Source organism: Streptomyces sp. NPDC012474 (assembly GCF_042955185.1).
GTDB lineage: Bacteria > Actinomycetota > Actinomycetes > Streptomycetales > Streptomycetaceae > Streptomyces > Streptomyces cahuitamycinicus.
The window spans coordinates 62,620-82,343 of sequence record NZ_JBIBEP010000015.1 but is presented as its reverse complement, the minus strand read 5'-3'; the positions used below and the strand labels follow the sequence as shown (position 1 = coordinate 82,343).

General features: G+C 72.8%; 18 protein-coding genes. 4 read left to right on the top strand and 14 right to left on the bottom strand.

Annotated elements, in window-relative coordinates; all coding sequences use genetic code 11:
• Positions 1-29: 29 nt before the first annotated feature.
• Genes ACFY9S_RS28580 through ACFY9S_RS28570 form a run of 3 tightly spaced genes read right to left on the bottom strand, consistent with a single transcriptional unit; the run spans position 30 to position 3,581 of the window.
• On the bottom strand, positions 30-1,013 hold the full coding sequence (locus ACFY9S_RS28580; RefSeq protein WP_391133597.1) for an ABC transporter permease: 984 nt from the start codon (positions 1,011-1,013) through the stop codon (positions 30-32).
• Positions 1,010-2,560 (bottom strand): ATP-binding cassette domain-containing protein, encoded by a 1,551-nt coding sequence (locus tag ACFY9S_RS28575; protein ID WP_391133593.1) that lies wholly within the window; start codon positions 2,558-2,560, stop codon positions 1,010-1,012. Before ACFY9S_RS28575 ends, ACFY9S_RS28580 begins: the two co-directional genes overlap by 4 nt.
• Positions 2,561-2,570: 10 nt before the next feature.
• Positions 2,571-3,581: a substrate-binding domain-containing protein gene (locus ACFY9S_RS28570; RefSeq protein ID WP_391133591.1), complete on the bottom strand. Its 1,011-nt coding sequence runs from the start codon at positions 3,579-3,581 to the stop codon at positions 2,571-2,573.
• Positions 3,582-3,787: 206 nt separating this feature from the next.
• Here ACFY9S_RS28570 and ACFY9S_RS28565 point away from each other — a divergent pair, with 206 nt between their 5' ends.
• Positions 3,788-4,819 (top strand): LuxR C-terminal-related transcriptional regulator, encoded by a 1,032-nt coding sequence (locus ACFY9S_RS28565; protein WP_391133588.1) that lies wholly within the window; start codon positions 3,788-3,790, stop codon positions 4,817-4,819.
• A 15-nt stretch (positions 4,820-4,834) separates the two neighbouring features.
• Here ACFY9S_RS28565 and ACFY9S_RS28560 read toward each other — a convergent pair whose 3' ends face one another.
• Complete coding sequence (locus ACFY9S_RS28560) at positions 4,835-5,776, bottom strand: LLM class flavin-dependent oxidoreductase (RefSeq protein ID WP_391133585.1); 942 nt, start codon at positions 5,774-5,776, stop codon at positions 4,835-4,837.
• 123 nt (positions 5,777-5,899) lie between these two features.
• On the opposite strand from ACFY9S_RS28560, the gene ACFY9S_RS28555 reads away from it, so the two are divergent.
• A complete protein-coding gene (locus ACFY9S_RS28555) occupies positions 5,900-6,472 on the top strand; it encodes a MarR family transcriptional regulator (RefSeq protein ID WP_391133582.1) in 573 nt (190 codons plus the stop codon).
• A gap of 14 nt (positions 6,473-6,486) precedes the next feature.
• Here ACFY9S_RS28555 and ACFY9S_RS28550 read toward each other — a convergent pair whose 3' ends face one another.
• The 10 genes from ACFY9S_RS28550 to ACFY9S_RS28505 form a co-directional block, all read right to left on the bottom strand.
• Positions 6,487-7,182, bottom strand: coding sequence for a gamma-glutamyl-gamma-aminobutyrate hydrolase family protein (locus ACFY9S_RS28550; RefSeq protein ID WP_391133579.1), 696 nt, complete (start codon positions 7,180-7,182; stop codon positions 6,487-6,489).
• Entirely contained in the window at positions 7,179-8,669 is a 1,491-nt protein-coding gene (locus ACFY9S_RS28545) for an aldehyde dehydrogenase family protein (protein WP_391133576.1), read from the bottom strand. The genes ACFY9S_RS28550 and ACFY9S_RS28545 overlap by 4 nt, the downstream gene beginning before the upstream one ends.
• A gap of 65 nt (positions 8,670-8,734) precedes the next feature.
• A complete protein-coding gene (locus ACFY9S_RS28540; protein WP_391133573.1) occupies positions 8,735-10,186 on the bottom strand; it encodes an amino acid permease in 1,452 nt (483 codons plus the stop codon).
• A gap of 225 nt (positions 10,187-10,411) precedes the next feature.
• Positions 10,412-11,014, bottom strand: coding sequence for a TetR family transcriptional regulator (locus ACFY9S_RS28535; protein WP_391133571.1), 603 nt, complete (start codon positions 11,012-11,014; stop codon positions 10,412-10,414).
• A gap of 55 nt (positions 11,015-11,069) precedes the next feature.
• The gene (locus ACFY9S_RS28530) at positions 11,070-11,915 is read right to left on the bottom strand and encodes a fumarylacetoacetate hydrolase family protein (protein WP_391133568.1); all 846 of its coding nucleotides are present in this window, start codon (positions 11,913-11,915) and stop codon (positions 11,070-11,072) included.
• Positions 11,908-12,828: a 3,4-dihydroxyphenylacetate 2,3-dioxygenase gene (locus tag ACFY9S_RS28525; protein ID WP_391133565.1), complete on the bottom strand. Its 921-nt coding sequence runs from the start codon at positions 12,826-12,828 to the stop codon at positions 11,908-11,910. Before ACFY9S_RS28525 ends, ACFY9S_RS28530 begins: the two co-directional genes overlap by 8 nt.
• Positions 12,821-14,284: an aldehyde dehydrogenase family protein gene (locus tag ACFY9S_RS28520; RefSeq protein ID WP_391133562.1), complete on the bottom strand. Its 1,464-nt coding sequence runs from the start codon at positions 14,282-14,284 to the stop codon at positions 12,821-12,823. Before ACFY9S_RS28520 ends, ACFY9S_RS28525 begins: the two co-directional genes overlap by 8 nt.
• A gap of 121 nt (positions 14,285-14,405) precedes the next feature.
• Positions 14,406-15,218, bottom strand: coding sequence for an acetoacetate decarboxylase family protein (locus tag ACFY9S_RS28515; protein ID WP_391133559.1), 813 nt, complete (start codon positions 15,216-15,218; stop codon positions 14,406-14,408).
• Positions 15,215-16,426, bottom strand: a complete 1,212-nt coding sequence (locus ACFY9S_RS28510) for an FAD-dependent oxidoreductase (protein ID WP_391133556.1) — start codon at positions 16,424-16,426, stop codon at positions 15,215-15,217. The genes ACFY9S_RS28515 and ACFY9S_RS28510 overlap by 4 nt, the downstream gene beginning before the upstream one ends.
• Before the next feature lies 1 nt (position 16,427).
• On the bottom strand, positions 16,428-16,616 hold the full coding sequence (locus ACFY9S_RS28505) for a ferredoxin (RefSeq protein ID WP_102913108.1): 189 nt from the start codon (positions 16,614-16,616) through the stop codon (positions 16,428-16,430).
• A gap of 368 nt (positions 16,617-16,984) precedes the next feature.
• Between ACFY9S_RS28505 and ACFY9S_RS28500 the strand changes: the two genes are divergently transcribed.
• Together ACFY9S_RS28500 and ACFY9S_RS28495 are read left to right on the top strand one after the other, a co-directional pair.
• Positions 16,985-18,298, top strand: coding sequence for a glutamine synthetase family protein (locus ACFY9S_RS28500; protein ID WP_391133882.1), 1,314 nt, complete (start codon positions 16,985-16,987; stop codon positions 18,296-18,298).
• A 17-nt stretch (positions 18,299-18,315) separates the two neighbouring features.
• Positions 18,316-19,602 (top strand): cytochrome P450, encoded by a 1,287-nt coding sequence (locus ACFY9S_RS28495; protein ID WP_391133552.1) that lies wholly within the window; start codon positions 18,316-18,318, stop codon positions 19,600-19,602.
• Positions 19,603-19,724 lie beyond the last annotated feature (122 nt).

Genomic DNA, 19,724 nt, shown 5'->3' with positions numbered 1-19,724 from the left:
GGATGACCTCATTTCAGTGGGTGGGCGGATCAGCGCCCGGTGCGGGGCGCGAAGTAGGCCAGGGCCGCGCCGGCCACCAGCGCGGTGCCCTGGGCCATCTGCTGCCAGAACGTCGGCACGTTCAGCAGGGTCAGGCCGTTCTGCAGGCCGCCGAGGAAGAGCACGCCGAGCAGGACGCCGAGGATGGAGCCGGAGCCGCCGGTGAGGGCGACGCCGCCGAGCAGCACCGCGGTGAGCACGGTCAGTTCGAACCCGGCACCGGAGGTGCCGGCCACCGCGCTGTCCAGCACCGACGCCTTGATGGCCCCGGCCAGGGCGGCGGCCACACCGGTGGCGACGAACAGCGCGAACGGGGTGCGGCGGATGCGGATGCCGGAGAGGTGGGCGGCCTCCCGGTTGACGCCGATGGCGAAGACGTGCCGGCCGGCCGGGGTGACGGCGAGGAACAGGGCGCCGGCGGCCAGGACGAGCGCCGCGATGACGACCGGCGCGGCGACCCCGGCGACGCGGGCCCCGCCGATCCAGGCGAACCCGGAGCCGAAGCCGCTCAGCGGCAGCGGGAACAGCTGCTGTGCGAGGCCGCGTACGGCGGTCAGCATGCCGAGGGTGACGATGAACGCGGACAGGCCGAACCAGCAGCACAGGACGCCGTTCACCGCGCCGACCAGTGCCCCGGCCGCGAGCGCCCCGAGCAGGGCGACGGCGGGCGACTGGTGGTGCTGTCCCGCCAGCCAGCCCCCGACGAGCCCGCCCAGGGCGAGCGTGGAGCCCACCGACAGGTCGAGGTAGCCGCTGATGACGAGCAGGGCCAGCGGCACGGCGACGATGGCGAGGGTCGCGGCGTCGGTGGCGATGCCCCCCAGGTTGGCCGGGTCGAGGAAGCTGCCCGTGGTCAGCTGGAAGACCAGCACCATCGCGACGAGCACGACGAGGAGCGGGTTGCGGCGTACGGCGGCGAGCCCGCCGGTGGTGATCGGGCGGACCCGCGGGAGGACCGGGTCGGCGGTGGTCATGCTGCTCCTTCGGCGGTCAGGGGGTCGTGAACGGCCGACGGCGGGGCCTGTTCGGCGGTCAGGGGGTCGTGAACGGCCGACAGCAGGGCCTGTTCGGTGAGTTCGGCGCCGGAGAGTTCGCCGACGATGCGTCCCCCGGCGACGATCAGGCAGCGGTCGGCGAGCGCCACGATCTCCTCGGGGTCGCTGGATGCGAACAGCACGGCGGTGCCGCGTTCCTCGGCGAGGGCGGACACGACCCGGTAGATCTCCTGCCGGGCACCCACGTCGACGCCCTGCGTCGGCTCGTCCAGCAGCAGCACGTCCACGTGCCGGGCCTCGTTGATCCACCGGCCGAGGACGAGCTTCTGCTGGTTGCCGCCGGAGAACGCGCCCGCCGGCAGTCGGGGCCGGGCCGGGCGCAGTCCGACCGCCGTGGCCAGCGCGCCGAACACCCGCCGCTCGGTGCGCAACGCCCGTAGTCCGTGGCGGGACAGAGGCCGGACGGAGGGCAGCAGCGCGTTGTCCTGCGCCGTCATCGAGGGGAACAGGCCCTGGGCCCGCCGGTCCGCCGGGACGAGCGCGATCCCGGCGGCGAGCGCGTCGGCCGGCCGGACGGGGGTGACGGTACGGTCGCCGACGCGGATCGTGCCGGCGGTGGCGCGACGCCTGCCGTAGAGGGTCTCCAGCACGCGGGTGCGGCCCGAGCCGATGAGCCCGAACAGACCGACGCGCTCGCCTGGGGCGACGGTGAGACCGACGGGGCCGAAGCCGGGTCCGTGCAGCGCTTCGACGACGAGACGGGGCGGGGTGGGAGGCCGTCGCGACTTCCGTGGGGCCTGCGTCGGCCGTCCTGCGATCGCCTCCACCAGGTCCCGCCGCTTCCGCCCCGCCACCGTCGCGTGGTGGGTCACCCGCCCGTCCCGCAGCACGGTCACGGCGTCCGCGAGCCGTTCCACCTCGCCCAGGAGGTGGGTGACGTAGACGATGGCGAGTCCCTGGGTGCGCAGGTCCTCGACGCGTTCGGCCAGGGCGTCGGTCTCGGCGCCGGACAGGGCGGCGGTCGGTTCGTCGAGGACCAGGACGGAGGCGCTGCGGCTGAGGGCCTTGGCGATCTCCACCAACTGCCGCTGGCCCATGGGCAGATCACCCACCCGGTCCCTCGGTGAGCACTTCGCGGCCACCCGCTCCAGCAGCCCGGCGGCGACCTCCTCCTGGGCACGCCGGTCGATGCGGCCGTGCCGGGTCCACTCCTGGCCGAGGAAGATGTTCTCCGCCACGGTCAGAGCGTCGACCACGCTGAGCGTCTGGAAGATGATCGCCACGCCGGAGGCGATGGACTCGCGGGGAGTGAGCCGGGTGTACGTCGTGCCGCCGACTTCGATGGTGCCTCCGTCGGGCGGGTAGGCGCCGCCCAGGCACTTGATGAGGGTGGACTTGCCGGCCCCGTTGTGGCCGAGCAGGGCGTGCACCTGCCCGGCGGGGACGGTGAGGCCGACACCGTCGAGGGCCCGGACGCCGCCGAAGGACTTCGTCAGCCCGCTGATGCGGAGGTTCGTGGTCGTCATGGCGCCGGTCCTACGCGTTCTGGGCGAGCAGGGCGTCGATGCGTGCGGCGTCCGCGCGCTGGACGAGCGTGATCGGCACCTGGGCGCTGGGGTCGGCCTTTCCGGCGGCGACCGCCCGCGGCACGTCGACGATGGCGGCCGCGATGTCCTTCGGCGCGAGGGCGGCGGAGGCCCGGTAGAACGTGCCCTGCTTCACGGCGAGGAGGGAGGGCGCGGAGCCGTCCTGGCCGCCGACGAAGGTCCTGGCGTCGTCCTTGGCCCGGCCCGCCTGCTGGAGAGCCTTGAAACCGCCGTACGCAGCGGCGTCGGTGACGCCGAGGACGAGATTGAGGTCGGGGTGCTTGGCGAGGATCGCCTTCGTCTTCGACAGGCCCGTGTCCGGGTCGATGGACTGCTCCCGCGCCACCACGTCGACGCCGGGCGCCGCCTCGGTGAAAGCGTCGATCATGCCCTTGGTGCGTTCGCGGCCCAGCTCGATGGTGCTGTCCGTGAGGAAGGCGATCTTGCCCTTGCCGCCGAGGTGCTCCTGGGCCCACTGCGCCGCCGCGGCCCCGAGCAGGGTGCCGCCCTCGCGGAAGCTGAACCGGATGTCGGCGCTCTGGTGCTGGAGGGAACCTCCGTAGGTGACCCATATCAGCCCCGCGTCGAGGGCCGCCTCGGCGATGGGCTCGGCGGCCTCGAAGACCATGGGGAAGGACACGATGGCCGGGACTTTGCGGGCGACCCAGGTGTTGAGGTTGGTGGCCTGGGTGTCGGCACTGGCGTTGTCGCTCGTCGTCAGCAACGAGATGCCGTGTGGCTTCGCCTGAGCGGTGGAGAGCTTCACCAGCGTGGAGTAGAGCGGGAGCTGGGTGAAGGGGTAGTCGAGGCCGATCGTCGTCAGGCGGGTGCCGCCGGAGCGTGAGGGCTCGGCGGAGGCGGCCGTGTTCTCGGGTGCCGAGCAGCCGGCTGCCGCCAGGGCGGTGGCGGCGGACAGGGCGAGGAAGTGTCTGCGCGAGGCGGTGTACGGGGGTGGGGTCATGGCGAGGGCTCTCCGAGGGGCGGGCCCGACTGGAGCGGGCGTCCGGCTGTGCCGAACAGGAAAGACCCGCCGGGCCCGCCGCACCATCCGTACAAATACCGACCGCGGGTTCGACCGGACCCGGTGGACACCTTGCCGGACACGGATCGGCGCCCTATCGTTAGGCCCCAAACGAAATTGCCGTCCGAGCCCGCACGGAGGCTCGCATGTCCAGCCACCACCAGATCGCGGCAGCCGCCCGCATCGGCATGCTCACCCGCGAGCGCGACACCGCCTCCGCCTCCGCGCAGGCCCTGCGCGAACTCGCCCTGGCGCTGCCGCTGGACGCGGCGACCCTGCTCACGATCGACCCGCTGACCGGCTCCCACGTCCAGATCGCGAGCATCGGCTACACCGCCGAGGCCTCGCAGGCCCTCGCCGGAGAGTTCGTCGCCACCCCGTGGTACCGCAACGTCGTACGGCGGGAGTTGCCGCCGTCCATCTCGGATGACGCGGAGGACTCCGAGGACGCCGGGCCGCGCTTCCGGCACGGCTGGTTCTACGCCGAGCGGGTGCGCCCGGCCGGTTTCCGGGACGGCGTCACGGGGGCGCTGCGGCACAGGGGCCGGCTGGTGGGGCTGGTCCATCTCTCCACCGAGACCGCGGACGCCTACGACACCGACGCGCGACGGCTGCTCGCCTCCGTGATCCCCGCCCTGGCCGCCTTCGCCGACCCGCTGGCACACGCCGGCGACCTGCACGGCCTGGCGGGCGAGGACGCGGCGAGCCTCGTCACCGGCGACGGCCGCGTCATGGACCTGCCCGGTCGCGACCGGCCCCGGGTGCTGCGGGAGGAGGGCGGGTTCCGTGCGCTGCTGCACGCCTTCACCAACACGGGCGGGCAGCGGCTGCGGCTGCTGTGGCCGGCCTGCGGAGGCTGGCGGCGGGTCGCTCTGCACCGGCACCCGGCCGGGCCCGGCCTTGCGGTGGACGCGGTGCTGGTGCACGAGACGCCCACGGAACTGCCGTACGGGCTGAGCCCGCGGGAGCTGGAGGTGCTCACCCGGGCGGCCACGGGGCAGACCAACCAGGCCATCGCGCAGGCGTTGTTCCTGTCCCCGCGGACCGTGCACAGCCATGTCGAGCACCTGCTGCGCAAGACCGGCTGCGCCTCCAGGGCCGAGGCCACCGCGCTCGCGGTGCGGGACGGGCTGCTGCGGCCGGACCCGGACCACCTGGCGCGGTTCGTCGAGCGGTGATCCGGGCCGGGGCGGTCAGGACGTCAGCGTCTCGACGCGCCGCATGACCTCGCGGCAGAACTCCCCCACGCCGCCGGGGTCGTCGATGAACTGGTTCGGCTTGACGCAGAAGGTGGTGAAGCCCTGCTCCAGTTGCTCAGGGATGACGGCGAGCGCCGCGCCGAGGTCCGCCGGTGAGCGGTCGTCGGGGAAGACGGCCCGGGTACCGCCGATCATCTCCAGGCCGGCGGCGTCGCGCCCGGCCGCGGACATCGCCTCCTCGAGCCCGTGGAGATCCCCCGGCGTGGGCCGGCCGAGCGGGTGGAAGCCGTGGCCGTACCGGACGAGGCGGCGCAGGACCGGGCCGTGCAGGCGCTGGCCGCCGAACCAGAGCCGGGGGCCGTCGGGCCGGTGGGCCTTGGGTTCGAAGTACACGTCCTGGAAGGGGTAGTGCGGCCCGTCGTGGGAGATCGGGGACGGCCCCCAGGCCTTCGCCCAGATCTCCAGATGTTCGTCGAGGAGCCGTCCGCGCCGGGCGAACGGCACCCCCAGGGCGTCGTACTCGTCCTTGCTCCAGCTGACCGTCGGCTGCACGACGAGGCGGCCCTCACTGATCAGGTCCAGGGTGCCGAGTTCCCGGGCGAGCAGGAGGGGGTGACGCAGCGGGGCGAGGACGGCCGCGGCGGCCAGGCGCAGCCGGGAGGTGACGGAGGCGATGGCGGCGAGCAGCAGCAGGGAGTTCGGCCAGGGGGTGTGGGGGTCCTGGTTGCCGGGGAGGGCGTAGTCGCGGGGGTTTCCCATGATGCCGGCGGTCGCCGCGTCGGGGCCGAGGACGATGTGCTCGCTGACCATGACCGCGTCGAAGCCGGCGTCCTCGGCCTCGCGGGCCCAGCGGACGGCGGCGGGCAGATCGGCCCGGCCGCCGGTGAGGGTCCAGTTCTCACTGAGGACGAGCAGCATGCGGGGAGGGCTGGGCATGACCGGTTTCCCTTTCGACTTCGTACAATTTGAGTCCGAACGATCGGGCGGCGGGGTTGAGCCGCCCGTGGGTGACGCGTCGCGAGCGGACGAAGCGCTCGCGACCAGACGAAGGAGCCGCCCGTGCCGGGGCACCGATCCATCACCGAAGCCGAGAAGCTCGCCGCGGCGAAGCTCGGCGGCATCGCGATCCGCCGGGAGCAGATGGCGGCGGTGGCGAACATCTACCGGGCCGCGTCCGCGGTGCGGCAGCACCTGGAGAACTCGGTGCTGCGCGGTTCGGACCTGACCTGGACGGCCTTCGTGGTGCTGTGGGTGGTCTGGGTGTGGGGCGAGCCGGAGACCCGGCACGTGGCGGAGGAGGCGGGGATCTCCAAGGGCACGCTGACGGGTGTGGTGCGCACGCTGGAGTCCCGGGGGCTGCTGCGGCGGGACGGTCATCCCAGCGACGGGCGCCTGGTGCTGCTGCGCCTCACCGGCGAGGGCGAGGAGTTCATGGCGCGGGTGTTCCCGGCGTTCAACGAGGAGGAGGCCTTCGTCACCGCCGGGCTCAGCGACGCCGAGTGCCGCCGCCTCGCCGAAGGGCTGCGCAGTGTGGTGCTCCAGGTGGAGGAGCACGGCGAGGAGCGGCGGCAGTCCCTGCTGGGCGGCGCCGAGCCCGCCCCGCGGCGCAGCGGGCGGCGGCCCCGGGCCTGAGCCGCGCCGCGGTCTCATTGGGCCGCGGCCCGCACGAGCGCGTCGAACAGGCCCTGCTGGGTGGGGTCCTCGTGGGCGGTGTCCTCCGGGTGCCACTGGACGGCCGTGAACCAGCCGTCCGCGCCCGGGAGTTCGAGGGCCTCGACCGTGCCGTCGGCCGCCCGGGCCGTGACGCGCAGGCCGGTGCCCAGACGGTCGACGCGCTGGTGGTGGTAGCAGGAGGCGTCGGTCTTCTCGGCGCCGGCGGCCCGGGCGACGAGCGAGCCGGGTTCGAGGGTGACGGGGTGCACGAGGTGCCGGTGTTCGCGTTCGGGGCCGCCCATGTCCTGCTCCAGGGTGCCGCCGAGGGCGACGTTGACGACCTGGAGGCCGCGGCAGACGGCGAGCAGCGGCAGCCCCGACTCCAGGGCGTGCCGGGCGACGTCGAGGTCGAAGGTGTCCTGCAGGGTGTCGACGTCATAGACGGTGCCGTGCGTGTCGGTGGCGCCGTAGCGGGAGGGGGCGAGGTCGCCGCCGCCCGGGAGCAGGACGCCGTCGAAGCGGGCCAGCCGGGCGGCCGTGCCGGTGTCGGCCGGGTGGATGCCCGCCGGTTCGCCGCCGGCCCGCCAGACTGCCTCGACCAGGGCGCGGGCGTTGACCTCGGCGGCGTACCGGAGCGCGGAGGTCGTGGCCGAGAAACGGGCGGGGATCGCTATCAGGGGCCGGGTCACAGCTGGATCCAGGTGGTCTTGAGCTCGGTGTACTTCTCCAGCGCGTGGGCGGACTTGTCGCGGCCGTTGCCCGATTGCTTCATCCCCCCGAAGGGCACGGTCAGGTCGCCCTCCTCGTAGCAGTTGACCCAGACCGTTCCGGCCTTCAGGGCGCGCGACACCCGGTGGGCGGTGGACAGGTCGGAGGTCCACAGGCCGGCGGCGAGGCCGTACTCGGTGGCGTTGGCCAGCCGGACCGCCTCGTCGAGGTCGTCGAAGGCGAGCACCGACAGGACGGGGCCGAAGATCTCCTCCCGCGCCAGGCGCGAACCCGGGTCCACGCGGTCGAAGACGGTCGGCTCCAGGTATGTCCCGCCCGTCTCGGCGAGGACGCGGTCGCCGCCGGTGCGCAGCCGGGCGCCCTCGTCGACGCCGTGGCGGATGTGATCGCGTACGCGGTCCAGATGCGCACGGCCGACGAGGGCGCCCATCTCCGTCTCCGGGTCGAGGGGGTCGCCCACCCTCAGTTCGCGGGCCCGCCGGACGACGGCCTCGGTGACCCGCTCGGCGATCGAGGAGTGCACGAGGAGCCGGGAGGGGGCCGTGCACATCTCGCCCTGGTTGAAGAAGATGCCCCAGGCGGCGGTGGCGGCGGCCCGGTCGAGGTCGGGGGCGTCGGGCAGGACGATGTTGGGCGACTTGCCGCCGAGTTCCAGCCAGACGCGCTTGAGGTTGGAGTCGGCGGCGTAGCGCAGGAAGTGGCGGCCGATGGCGGTGGAGCCGGTGAACGCCAGGACGTCGACGTCCGGGTGGAGGCCGAGGGCGCGGCCCGCCGTGGGGCCGTCGCCAGTGACCACGTTGAGGACGCCGGGCGGGATGCCGGCCTCGGTGGCGAGGCGCCCCAGGAGCAGGGCGGAGAGGGGGGAGTTCTCCGAGGGCTTGAGGACGACCGTGCAGCCGGCCGCGAGGGCCGGGGCGATCTTCCAACCGGCCAGGGTCAGCGGGAAGTTCCACGGGACCACCGCCCCGACCACTCCGGCGGGTTCCCGGGTGACCAGGGCGAGGGCGTCCGGGGCGGTGTGGGGCGATTCGTCGGTGAGCTTGTCCGCGAGCTGGCCGTACCAGCGGAACGTGGTGATGACGGCCCGCAGCTCGATGCCGTACGCGTCCGAGATCGGTTTGCCCATCTCCAGGCTGACCGTGAGGGCGAGTTCCTCGCGCCGCTCTTCGAGCAGGCCGGCGAGGCGCAGCAGGGCCCGGCCGCGCTCGGCGGGTGCCAGACGCGGCCAGGGGCCGGTGTCGAAGGCCCGCCGGGCGGCGGCGACGGCCGCGTCGACCTCGGCGGCGCCGCCGTCCGCGACCTCGGCGAGCACCCGGCCGTCCCGGGGGGAGACGACCGGGAACGACGCCCCTCCCCCGGTCTCCTCGGCGCCGTCGATGTGATGGGCACCGGAGAGCTGGAACGCCTCGGCACGGCGCAGCCACTCGTCGTGGGGGACGGCCGGCATGAATGATCCTCCTTTGATCTCAAACGATGCATGCGGGGCTGTCCGTGGACGACAGCGCTCGAGGGTCAGCGGTCGGCGGTCCTGCCCCGCACGCGTGCGGCGGCCAGGCCCAGCGCCATGACGACCGGGACGGACAGCGTGAGCCACAGGGCGGTGGTGCGCTCGCCGCCGATGAGGGTGGTGAAGTTGGCCAGGATGAGCCAGATCGCCCCCGCGATGCCGAGCGCGCCCAGGGCGGGTGCGATCAGCGTGTTCCACAAGCGGGTGTCGAGACGGGCACGGCGGAAGAAGACGACGACGGACACCGAGGTCAGCAGGTACAGCAGCATCATCGCCAGGACGGCGACGCCGCTGAACCAGGAGAACAGTGTCAGCACCGGGTCCTTGCCGGCCAGCGCGAAGGGCACCACCAGGAGGACGGCGAGCGCCGTCTGGACGCACCCGGCGGTCCAGGGCGCGTGGCGCCGGTTGAGCCGGCACAGCCGCAGCGGCAGCAGCCGGTCGCGGCCGAGGGAGAACAGGTAGCGGTTGGCGGAGTTGTGGAAGGTGAGGATGCCGGCGAAGAGGGACGTGGCCAGCAGGACCGGCAGCACGTCGCCCACCCAGCCGCCGAAGTCCGCCGCGATCGGCGCGAAGACGAACCCGGCCCCGTCGCCGCTCTCCAGCGCCTCGCCCGCGGCCGCGGTGGCCTTGGAGGCGCCGTAGGAGGAGATGAGCATCCAGGAGACCAGGGCGAAGAAGCCGGTGACCACGGCGACCGCGAGGTAGGTGGCCCGCGGCACGGTCTTCCTGGGCTCGCGGGCCTCCTCGCCGTAGATGGCGGTGGCCTCGAAGCCGAACATGGAGGCCACGGCGAACATCACGGCCACGCCCGGGGCGCCGTCCAGGGCCGCGGACGGGGAGAAGCTGTCGGCGAGTCCGAGCCCCTCGGGTCCGCCGCCCTTGAAGAGGGTGACCAGGGCGAAGACCGCAAGGATGCTGAACTCCGCGAGCACGAACACGGCGAGCACCTTGGCGCCCATCTCGACCCCGGCCGCCCCGAGCGCCTGGACGAGGACCATGGTGGCCAGCGTCCAGACCCACCACGGCAGGTCCAGGCCGGTGTGGCTCGCGACCAGGCCGCTGACGATGGCGCCGTAGAGGCCGTACATGGCGGCCTGGATGGTGCAGTAGGCGAAGAGCGCGAGGCCCGCGCTGCCGGTGCCGGTGGTGCGGCCGAGCCCCTTGCCGATGTACGTGTAGAAGGCGCCCGCGTCCACCACGTGGCGGCCCATGGCGACGAAGCCCACCGAGAACAGCAGGATCACCAGGCCCGCCACCAGATAGGCGGCGGGCACGCCGGGGCCGTTGCCGAGGGCCACGGCGATGGGGGCCGCGCCGGCGATGCCGGTCAGCGGGGCCTGGGCGGACAGGACGAAGAAGAGGATGCCCAGGACGCCGAGGGCGTTGGGCTTGAGCGTGCCTGCGGTGGGCGCGTCCGGTTTCGCCGCGTGCCGGGAGACCGTCTGACTGTCCACTCGGATCACCTGCCAGAGGGGAGGAAGGATCGTTTCAGGCCAAACGAGTTGCCTCATGGTGGGGCGGAACTATCCGTTTGGCAAGGGGTGAGGGGTGGGGAGTTCCAACACGGCGGGGCGCCCACACGAGGACGTCGCCCAGCGCTGCGGCACTCGGTCGGCCCGGCCACGACCGGCAGCACGGAGACCGGAGCGGGTCAGGCCTCGCCCGGAGACCGGTGCGGGTCAGGCCTCGTCGGCGTGCCGTTCGGCGAGCAGCCGCAGCACCGAGCGCAGCTCGTCCAGGGCCTCGTCGATGACCTCGCGCTCACCGAAGACCAGCTGGTGCAGGACCAGTCCCTCCAGGGTGGCGAACACCATCCGGGACAGGCCCTGGCCGACCGGCCCGGGCAGCATCTGGGTGAGCTCACGCCTGGTCGCGTCGAAGTACTCGTCGTACAGCGAACGCAGGTGGGCCAGGAGTTCGGGGCGGCGCCGGGCCTCCAGCAGCAGCTCGTACTGGAACGCCTGGAGGTCCGGCCCGGCCTCCACCATGTCCGTCAGACCCACCGAGAAGTCGGCGACCTCGCCCGTGCCCGGTTCGAGGGCGCTGCTGCTCAGGGAGGAGCGGATGGCGTGGGCCACGGCCTCCTCGATCAGCGCGTCGCGTGAGCCGAAGTGGTGCACGACCAGGCCGTGGGTGACGCCGGCCTCCTCCGCGACGGCCCGGTAGGTGAGCCTGCGCAGCCCGCCCCGGGCCACGACACGCACGGCGGCCTCCAGCAGGGCCTCACGTCCCGTGCCGTAGTTCACGCGCTTGCGGGGGCGCCGCCCGGCGGGCTCGGTCATGCCGGTGACCCTACCGGGGCGGTCGCGCTCGGCGACGGGACGGCCGGGCCGCGCGTCAGCGGCGCGGGGGGCGGATGCCACGGAACTCCCAGTCGCCGCCGAGGGCGGTCGAGAGGACCTCCTCCGACTCCGTGGGCTGGGCGCCCACGTCCGTGCGGATGGCGGCCGGTCCGGTCACGATGCGGTTGGTGAGGCGTCCGAGGCCCTCCACCTCCACCTCCACGACGTCGCCCGGCCGGACGGGCCGGGAGTTGGCGGGCGTGCCGGACAGGAGGACGTCCCCGGGGTACAGGGTGATGGTGCGGGCGATGTCGGCGACGAGGTAGTGCATGTCCCAGGTCATCTCGTCGGTCGAACCGTCCTGCACCACCTCTCCGTTGACGTACGTCCGCAGCCGCTTGCCGTGGAAGTCCCAGTCGGTGACCAGTCCGGGGCCGAGCGGGCAGAGGGTGTCGGAGCCCTTCACGCGGAGCATGGACCCGGCGTCGGTGTCGCGGAAGTCGTGCAGGCCGTAGTCGTTGGCGACGGTGTACCCGGCGATGTACTCGCCCGCCTCGCCCGGCGAGATGTTCCGCGCGGTCTTCCCGACGACGATGGCCACCTCGCCCTCGTAGTTGAGCCACTTGCAGCCCTCGGGCCGGACGACGGCGCCCCGGTGGGAGTTGAGGGCCGAGGTCGGCTTGTGGAAGTAGGTCGGAGTGCCGGGAAGTCCGATCCGGAACTCGTCCACCCGGCTGCGGTGGTTGAGGTGGACGGCGATCACCTTGGAGGGCACGACCGGGGGCAGGTGGTGGGCGTCCTCGGTCGTGACGCGGCGGCCGTCCCCGGCGACGAGTTCGTCACCGTCGACGGTGACCTGGACGGCGGCGCCATCGAGGAGAATGCGGCGGTACTCAGGCATGGTCGGACTCCTGCGCGGGGATGTGGCCGGCGGTCCAGCCGCCGGCGGGGCGGTCGAACCAGAGGTGTGCCTGGCCGGTGCCGACGGAGTTCTCGTACGCGCCGTACTGACGGGCCCGGGCGGCGCAGCGCCGCTCACCGAGGGCGCCGGCCATCATCAGGTAGTGGAAGAACTTCGCCTCGGGCTTGTACCGCCAGAACTCGTCCATCGTGTCGAGGACCTTGTCGTGGCGGCCCTCCTTGAACCAGGCGATGCGTTCGAGGTCGGCCGCGCGGGCCTCGGGGGTGCGGATGTGCACCGGATCGCTGGCCTCGTGGTCGCGCAGTTCGCGCAGCGGCCAGAAGGTGTGCGAGAGGGCGCCGGAGGCGATGAGCAGCACCCGGCGCCCGGGCGTCGCGGCGATCCCGTCGGCGAGGGCCCGCCCGAGCCGCAGGTGGTCCTCCATGTCGCCGGTCTGGCAGACGCCGATGGTGACCCACCGCTTGCCGGGCAGTCCCTTACCCAGGTACTTCCAGAGGTTGAGGGTGGCGTAGTAGATGGGCAGGTACTCGTCGTCGACCGGCGTGATCCACGTGTCGTGCTTGTCGGCGAACGCGGCCACGTTGTGGGCGAGTTGGGGATCGCCGGGAAAGTCGTACGGCATCCTGCACATGCCGCGCGGCAGTTCCTCGGAGGTGAAGAGCCCGGCCCTGCGCGCCTGCGCGGTCACGACGAACTCGACGGTGGTCGCCCAGTGGGAGTCCAGGACGACGACGGTGTCGTAGTCGTCACGCTCGAAGACGTCCGTGCGCAGCTGCCGCAGCCCGGTGACGAGGGTGATCTCCTTGCCCTCGTTGAGCTCGAGACGGTCGGCCTCGGGCAGCACGATGGTGGGCACGTGGGCGAGCAGCCCGGCCCCGACGATCTCACCCATGGTCCTGGTCCCATCCCTCCGGGGCGGTGACGGTGTTCTTCAGGTCGCAGTAGAAGTCGAAGCTCCAGGTCCCGCCCTCCCGGCCGACCCCGGACTGCCGGGAGCCGCCGAAGGGTGCCCGGAGGTCGCGCACGAAGAAGCAGTTGACCCAGACGGTGCCGGCGACGAGCCGGGCGGTGACCCGCTCCGCCCGCTCCCGGTCGCCGGTCGCGACGGTGGCGGCCAGCCCGAAGCGGGTGTCGTTGGCGAGCCGCACGGCCTCGTCCTCGCCGGTGAAGGTCTGCAGGGTCAGCACCGGCCCGAAGACCTCCTCCTGCACGATCTCCGAGTCCTGGGCGACGTCGGTGAGCAGGGTCGGCGCGTAGTACTGCCCGTCCTCGCGATGACCGCCGACGACGGCCCGTGCCCCCGCCGCGACCGCGCGCTGCACAAAGCCGTCGATCTTCTCCAGCTGGCGGGGATGGACGGTGGGCCCGATGTCCGTGGCCTCGTCGCGGGGGTCGCCCTGCCGCAGGGCCGTGGCCTTCTCGACGAACCGGCGGGTGAACTCCTCGGCGACCCTCTCCTCGACGAGCAGCCGGGTGGCCGCCAGGCAGACCTGCCCGGCGTTGTCGTACTGCTCCACGGCGAGGCCGGCGGCCAGGTCCAGGTCGGCGTCGGCGAAGACCAGCAGGGGTGACTTGCCGCCGAGTTCGAGGCTCAGGGGCGTGAGGTTCGCCGCGGCCGAGGCGGCGATCCGCCTGGCCGTCGGCACCGACCCGGTGAAGCTGATGCGGCGCACGTCGGGGTGGGAGGTGAGGGCGTCGCCGATCTCGGAGCCGTACCCCTGGACGACGTTGAGGACACCGGCGGGCAGTCCGGCCTCGGCGGCGATGTCGGCCAGCAGGGAGGCGGTCAGCGGCGACCACTCGGCGGGCTTGAGGACGACGGTGTCGCCGGCGGCGAGGGCGGGGGCGACCTTCCAGGTGGCCAGCATCAGGGGCGCGTTCCACGGGGTGATCAGCACACAGGGCCCGGCCGGGTCCCAGCTGACGTGGTTGGTGTGACCGCGCGTCTCGAAGTCCTCGTGTTCGAGACGGAGCAACCAGTCGGCGAAGAACCGGAAGTTGTGGGCGACGCGGGGCATGACGCCCCGCCGGTGCGAACGGAGCAGGGCGCCGTTGTCCGTGGTCTCGACGATCGCCAGTTCCTCGGTCCGCTTCTCGACGCCGTCGGCGACGGCGTGCAGGATGCGGGCGCGTTCGGCGCGGGGGGTGGCGGCCCAGGCGGGGAAGGCGTCCCGTGCGGCGGCGACAGCGGCCTCGGCCTCGGCGGGCCCGCCCCTGGCGATCTCGCCGAGTGCGCTGCCGTCGATGGGCGAGTGATCGGTGAAGGTTCCGGCGGATGCGACGCGCTCGCCGCCGATCCAGTGCCGGGTGTCGACGGAAACACCGGCGACGCGGATGTTGTCAGACATGAGAAGGGTTCCGTTCAAACGAGGGGAATCGCACGCACCTGGGGGCGCGGGACTGTATCGATTTGCGGCTCCGCCGCGTGGGCGCGATCAACCACAACGAGCCCGCACCCGCCCCCAGACCTCACTCGGCAGACGCTCCGGACGTACCCACCTCCAGCAGCCGCCCCCCGTCCCAGACCACCCCGACCTGCCGGTAGTACGCGGCGATCGGCTCCCGTACCTCCAGCCGCGCCAGCTCCTCCGTCGGCGCCTCGAACAGCTCCAGCTCCGCGTCACCCACCCACGCTCGACCGCCCTCGAAGGACGCGGCCCCGGACTCGATCAGCTCATCGAGGGCGAGCCCCTTGCCCTTCTCGATCGACGGCAGCCACCGGTGATGCGCCATGGGATGCGCGTTGACGAACCCGCCGCTCCCGGACGGCTCCCGCAGCGTCACCACAGCCTGGGCGAGACGCCGGTCCACGGACGCCAGGGTCGCCCCGAACCGGGCCCCCGCCTCGATCCGGGGAGCGGGCCCGTAGGGATGCGGCCGCGTCTGGTGAATGGAGCCGAGCTTCTTCGGATACCCCTGGTGCAGCCCCCGCGCGATCGCGAAGTCCTTGTCCACCCAGATGTGGACGCACCGCGAGTACGTCCGCCCCCGGAACCGGCACCGCACCACCGCGAACGCCTCCTTGTACTGCGCCCGCACGGGGTCCAGCAGCTCCTCCCCCGACGTCGAGCACGACTGCCAGTCGGCCCAGATCAGGGCCACGGCCCCCGGGTCGTCGTCCGCCAGCTCCAGTGGGTCGGGGAGCAGTTCACGCACGCGTGCGGGGTCCGTCCGGTACTCGACGGTGAGCAGGTCACCGGAGTACCGCCAGGGTGGTGAGGGGACCAGCGACGACGCGCCCGTCGCCGTCTTGGGATGGAAGTAGCCACGAAGACCGGTCACGAGAGGGCTCCTTGCGAGGTGAGGGCGGGCTGCTTCAGCAGTTCGGCGCGGTACCGGGCGGCGGCCCGGGCCGCGGAGGGCCCGCCGAGCGCCACGACACCCACCAGCAGACCGTCGCGGTGGTAGCCGACCAGCACGTCCCCCGCGAGGTCGCCGTCGAGCACCCGGACGTCGCCGAGCCCCAGGCCGGGCGCCCCGAAGGACTGCAACCGGACGTCGTGCTGGTCGCTCCAGAAGGTGGGCAGCGGCGCGAAGGGCGGCAGGCCGGAGTCGCCGCCGACGAGTATCTTCGCCGCGTGCCTGGCCGAGTCGGCGGGCACGGACCAGTGCTCGACCCGGCGCGGCACACCGTCGTAGCGGGCGTTCGGGAAGCGGGCGACATCACCCACCGCGACGACCTCGGGCCGGCCTCCGACGCGCAGGTGTCCGTCGGTGAGCACGCCGTCGCTCAGGTCGAGTCCGTTGCCGTCGAGCCACTCGGTGTTGGCGACCGATCCCACGGACTCCACCACCACGTCGGCGGGCAGCACCGACCCGTCACTCAGCACGACGCCGGTGACACGGTCGCCGCCCTCGAACCCGGCCACGCCCGCCCCGAGCACGAAGCGGACCCCGCGCCTCTCGTGCCGCGCGCGCAGTTCCCGCGCGAGCAGCTCCCCGAGTGGCCCGGCCATCGGCAGGGGCAGCGGATCGATCACGGTCACCTCGGCGGCCCCGAGCCCGACGGCCGTGGCGGCGACCTCGCAGCCGATGAACCCGGCGCCGACCACGACGACCCGTACGCCGGGCCGGGTCAGCCCGGCGCGCAGCACCTGGGCGTCGTCGATGGTCCGGACCGTGTGGCGACCGGCGACCGGCCCGGGGCAACCCAGCCGGCGGGACCGCATCCCGGTGGCGACGACCAGACCGTCGTAGGGGAGCACCGAGCCGTCGTCGAGTTCGACGGTCCGCCGGGCGAGCCGGGCGGAGACGATCCTCGTACCCAGGCGCCACTGGACGTCTCTCGTGGACGCCTTCGGGGTGAAGGCCAGCGAGGCGAAGGCCGCCTTGCCCGCGAGGACCTCCTTGGACAGCGGGGGCCGGTTGTACGGCGGGTGCGGCTCGTCGCCGATCACGGTGATGCCGCCGGTCCAGCCCGCGGCGCGCAGCTGCTCGGCGGCTCGCAGTCCGCCGAGGGAGGCGCCGGCGACGACGATGCGCCCGCTCATGTCAGTCCTCGATCCGGATGGCTTGCAGCGGGCAGACGTCCGCGGCCTCCTCGACCTCGTCGCGCAGGGCGTCGTCGGGGTCGGGGAGGTAGGCGAGGCGGCCGTCGTCGTCCATGCGGAAGACGTCGGGTGCCGAGAAGACGCACTGGCCGTGGTCCTGGCACTTGTTCATGTCGACGACGACCTTCATGGCCGGTCCTCCTGAATGTGAGGGCGTCGATGCGGAAGGGAGAGGGGGCCCGGCCGGAAGGGCCGGGCCCCGGCCAACGGGGCGTGGAAGCACCCCGAACTCGTTTGGCTTCAAACAAGGTAGGCAGGGGTGGAGGTCCGGTCAAGAGCTATCCGGATGGATAAATTCTTTGCCCAGACCTCTTGCGGGGCCCCTCTCCCCCGCTTACCGTTTGGCGTCAAACAGCCCTGGGCGGTCCTGGCTCCGCCGCGCCCGGACGCTCGCTCTCACGCCACCCGCCTCCCCGGCCCCGTGTCCCGGAGGTGTCCCGACGTCCGCCCGAGGAGACAACGGTGAGCGCTCACGCTTCCGAAGAAGTCCGCCGCCACATGGACCGGCTCGCCGCCGACGGCATCGACGTGGTCCGGGTGACCTATCCCGACCTGATCGGTACCGACCGGGCGCGTGACGTGCTGCTCGAAGAGCTGCCCCGCGCCTGTGAGCACGGCCTGGCGTTCTGCCGCGCCGTCTACCACACCAGCCCGCAGGGGGACGTGGTCCCGGTCAGCGGCGGGCTGGACGCGGGGCTGCCGGACATCTGCGTCCGGCCGGATCTCGGCACGCTGGTCCCGTTGCCCTGGGAGCCGGGGGTGGCCGCCTGTCTGGGCGAGGTCGTCGACCCGGCGACCGGCGCGCCCGCCCCCGAGTCGCCCCGTGATCTGCTGCGCTCCGTCCTCGCCCGGTGCGCCGAACATGGACTGCGGCCGGTGGTCGGGCCCGAGCTGGAGTACTTCCTGTGCGACCCGGACCCGTCCGGCGGCTGGCGCCGCTACGCACCGGACCCCGGGGTCGTCTACACCGCCGGCCTGCGCGCCGACCCGGACAACCACCTGCTGCGCACCCTGCGCCACGTGCGTGATCTGCGGGTCGGGGCGATCAGCGGCAACCACGAGTTCGACGGCGGCCAGATCGAGATCAACCTGTCCCACTCGGACGCCGTGTCGGCCGCCGACCGCTCCTTCCGCTTCAAAGCCGCGATCAAGGAACTGGCGCGGAAGGAGGGCCGCCTGGCCACCTTCATGGCCAAGCCCTTCAACGACGCCGGCGGCTCCGGCTTCCACCTCCACCTGTCCGGCGACGACGAGGAGGGCCGCAACACCTTCGACGACCCGTCGGGCCCGTACGGCCTGTCCGCCACCGCCCGGCACGCCGTCGCCGGCGTCCTCGCACACGCGCCCGCCCTGGCCGCCCTGCTCAACCCCACGGTCAACTCGTACAAACGCTTCGGCCCGGACACCCTCGCGCCCTGGCTGATCGACTGGGGCCTGGACAACCGCAGCGCCATGGTGCGCATCCCGCCCGAGCGCGGCACCGGCGCCCGGCTCGAACTGCGCCTCGGCGACGCGAGCGCCAACCCCTACCTGGCGATCGCCGGGACGGCCGCCGCCGCGCTGCTGGGCGTGCTGGCCGGTGAGGAGCCGCCCGCCCCACTGGAGGGCTACGGCTACGACACCGCCCGCTCGGCCGCCCTCCCACAGACCCTCTCCGCCGCGCTGGACGCGCTGGAGGCGGACACCGCCCTGACCGGCCTGCTCGGCAAGGGCTTCACCACGTCCTTCCTCTCCTACAAGCGCGACGAGGTCGAACGCTTCCACCGGCACGTCACGGACTGGGAGTTCACCGAGTACGCCTACCACCTGTGACGCCGAGGAGCATGCCGATGACGACCGAGACCCCCACCGCCGCCGTACGCGAGCCACTGCCCCTGGCCGACGTGGACCTCACCGACCTGGACCGTTTCACCGACGGCGTGACGCCCTGGCGGATGTTCCACACCCTGCGCCATGAGGACCCGGTCCACTGGCAGCCCGAGGAGGCGCCCAACTCCGGCTTCTGGGCGGTGACCCGGCACGAGGACATCGTCCGGGTGGACCGCGACGCGGAGACCTTCACGTCGACGAGGTTCGTCAACCTGGAGGAGGTCGACGACGACCAGATCAAGAAGCGCGCCTCGATCCTGGAACTGGACGGGGTCCGACACCGGGCGCTGCGCAGCGTCATCCAGCGGCAGTTCGGCGCGAACGTGATCAGCGGGTACACGGACTTCCTGCGCGGGCTGACCGCGAGGACCCTCGACGCCGCCCTCGCCAAGGGCCGCTTCGACTTCGTCGAGGACGTCTCGGCGGACTTCCCCATCAACGTGCTCGCCCGGCTGCTGGACGTGCCGCCGGAGGACAACCGGAAGCTCATCGACTGGGGCAACCGCATCATCGGCCACACCGACCCCGACTACGCGGACGTCCTGCTGCACAGCGAGGAGAGCGAGCAGTACCGCGATCTGCCCTTCCGCTCCCCCGCCTCGCTGGAGGTCTTCGAGTACGGCCGTGAACTGGCCCGGCAGCGGCGCGGCGGCGACGGCACGGACCTGATCTCCCGGCTGGTCAACACCACGCCCCGGGACGGAGTGCCGCTCTCCCCGCAGGACTTCGACAACTACTTCCTGCTGCTGGTCGTCGCCGGCAACGAGACGACCCGGCACACCATCTCCCACTCGATGCTGGCTCTCCTCCAGCATCCCGGGCAACTGGCCCGCCTCCAGGAGGACCCGTCGCTGATCCCGGTCGCGGTCGAGGAGTTCCTGCGCTGGGCCTCCCCCGTCTACCACTTCCGCCGCACCGCGACGCGCGATGTCGAGCTGGGCGGCAAGCGGGTGAAGGAGGGCGACAAGGTGGTGATGTGGTTCGCCTCCGGCAACCGCGACGAGGACGTCTTCGGCAACCCCTACGACTTCGACGTCGCGCGCCGCGACAACGACCACGTCACCTTCGGCAAGGGCAGCCCGCACCTGTGCCTGGGCAACCTGCTCGCCCGCACCGAGATCCGCATCATGTTCGAGGAACTGATCCCGCGCCTGGCGGACATCCGCCTGACCGGCGACGTGCCGCGCGTGCGCTCCAACTTCGTCAACGGCATCAAGAGGCTGCCGGTGGAGGTCACCCCGGCCTGACCCAGCCCGCCGACTCCCGGGTCGCCGCCTTCCGTCGGTGGGTGCGGCTGGTGAAGTGAGAGTCGAGCGCGACCGTCGCCGGCGGTGCCCGTCGGGCAGAGCCGGTGGGCACCGCCGATCCG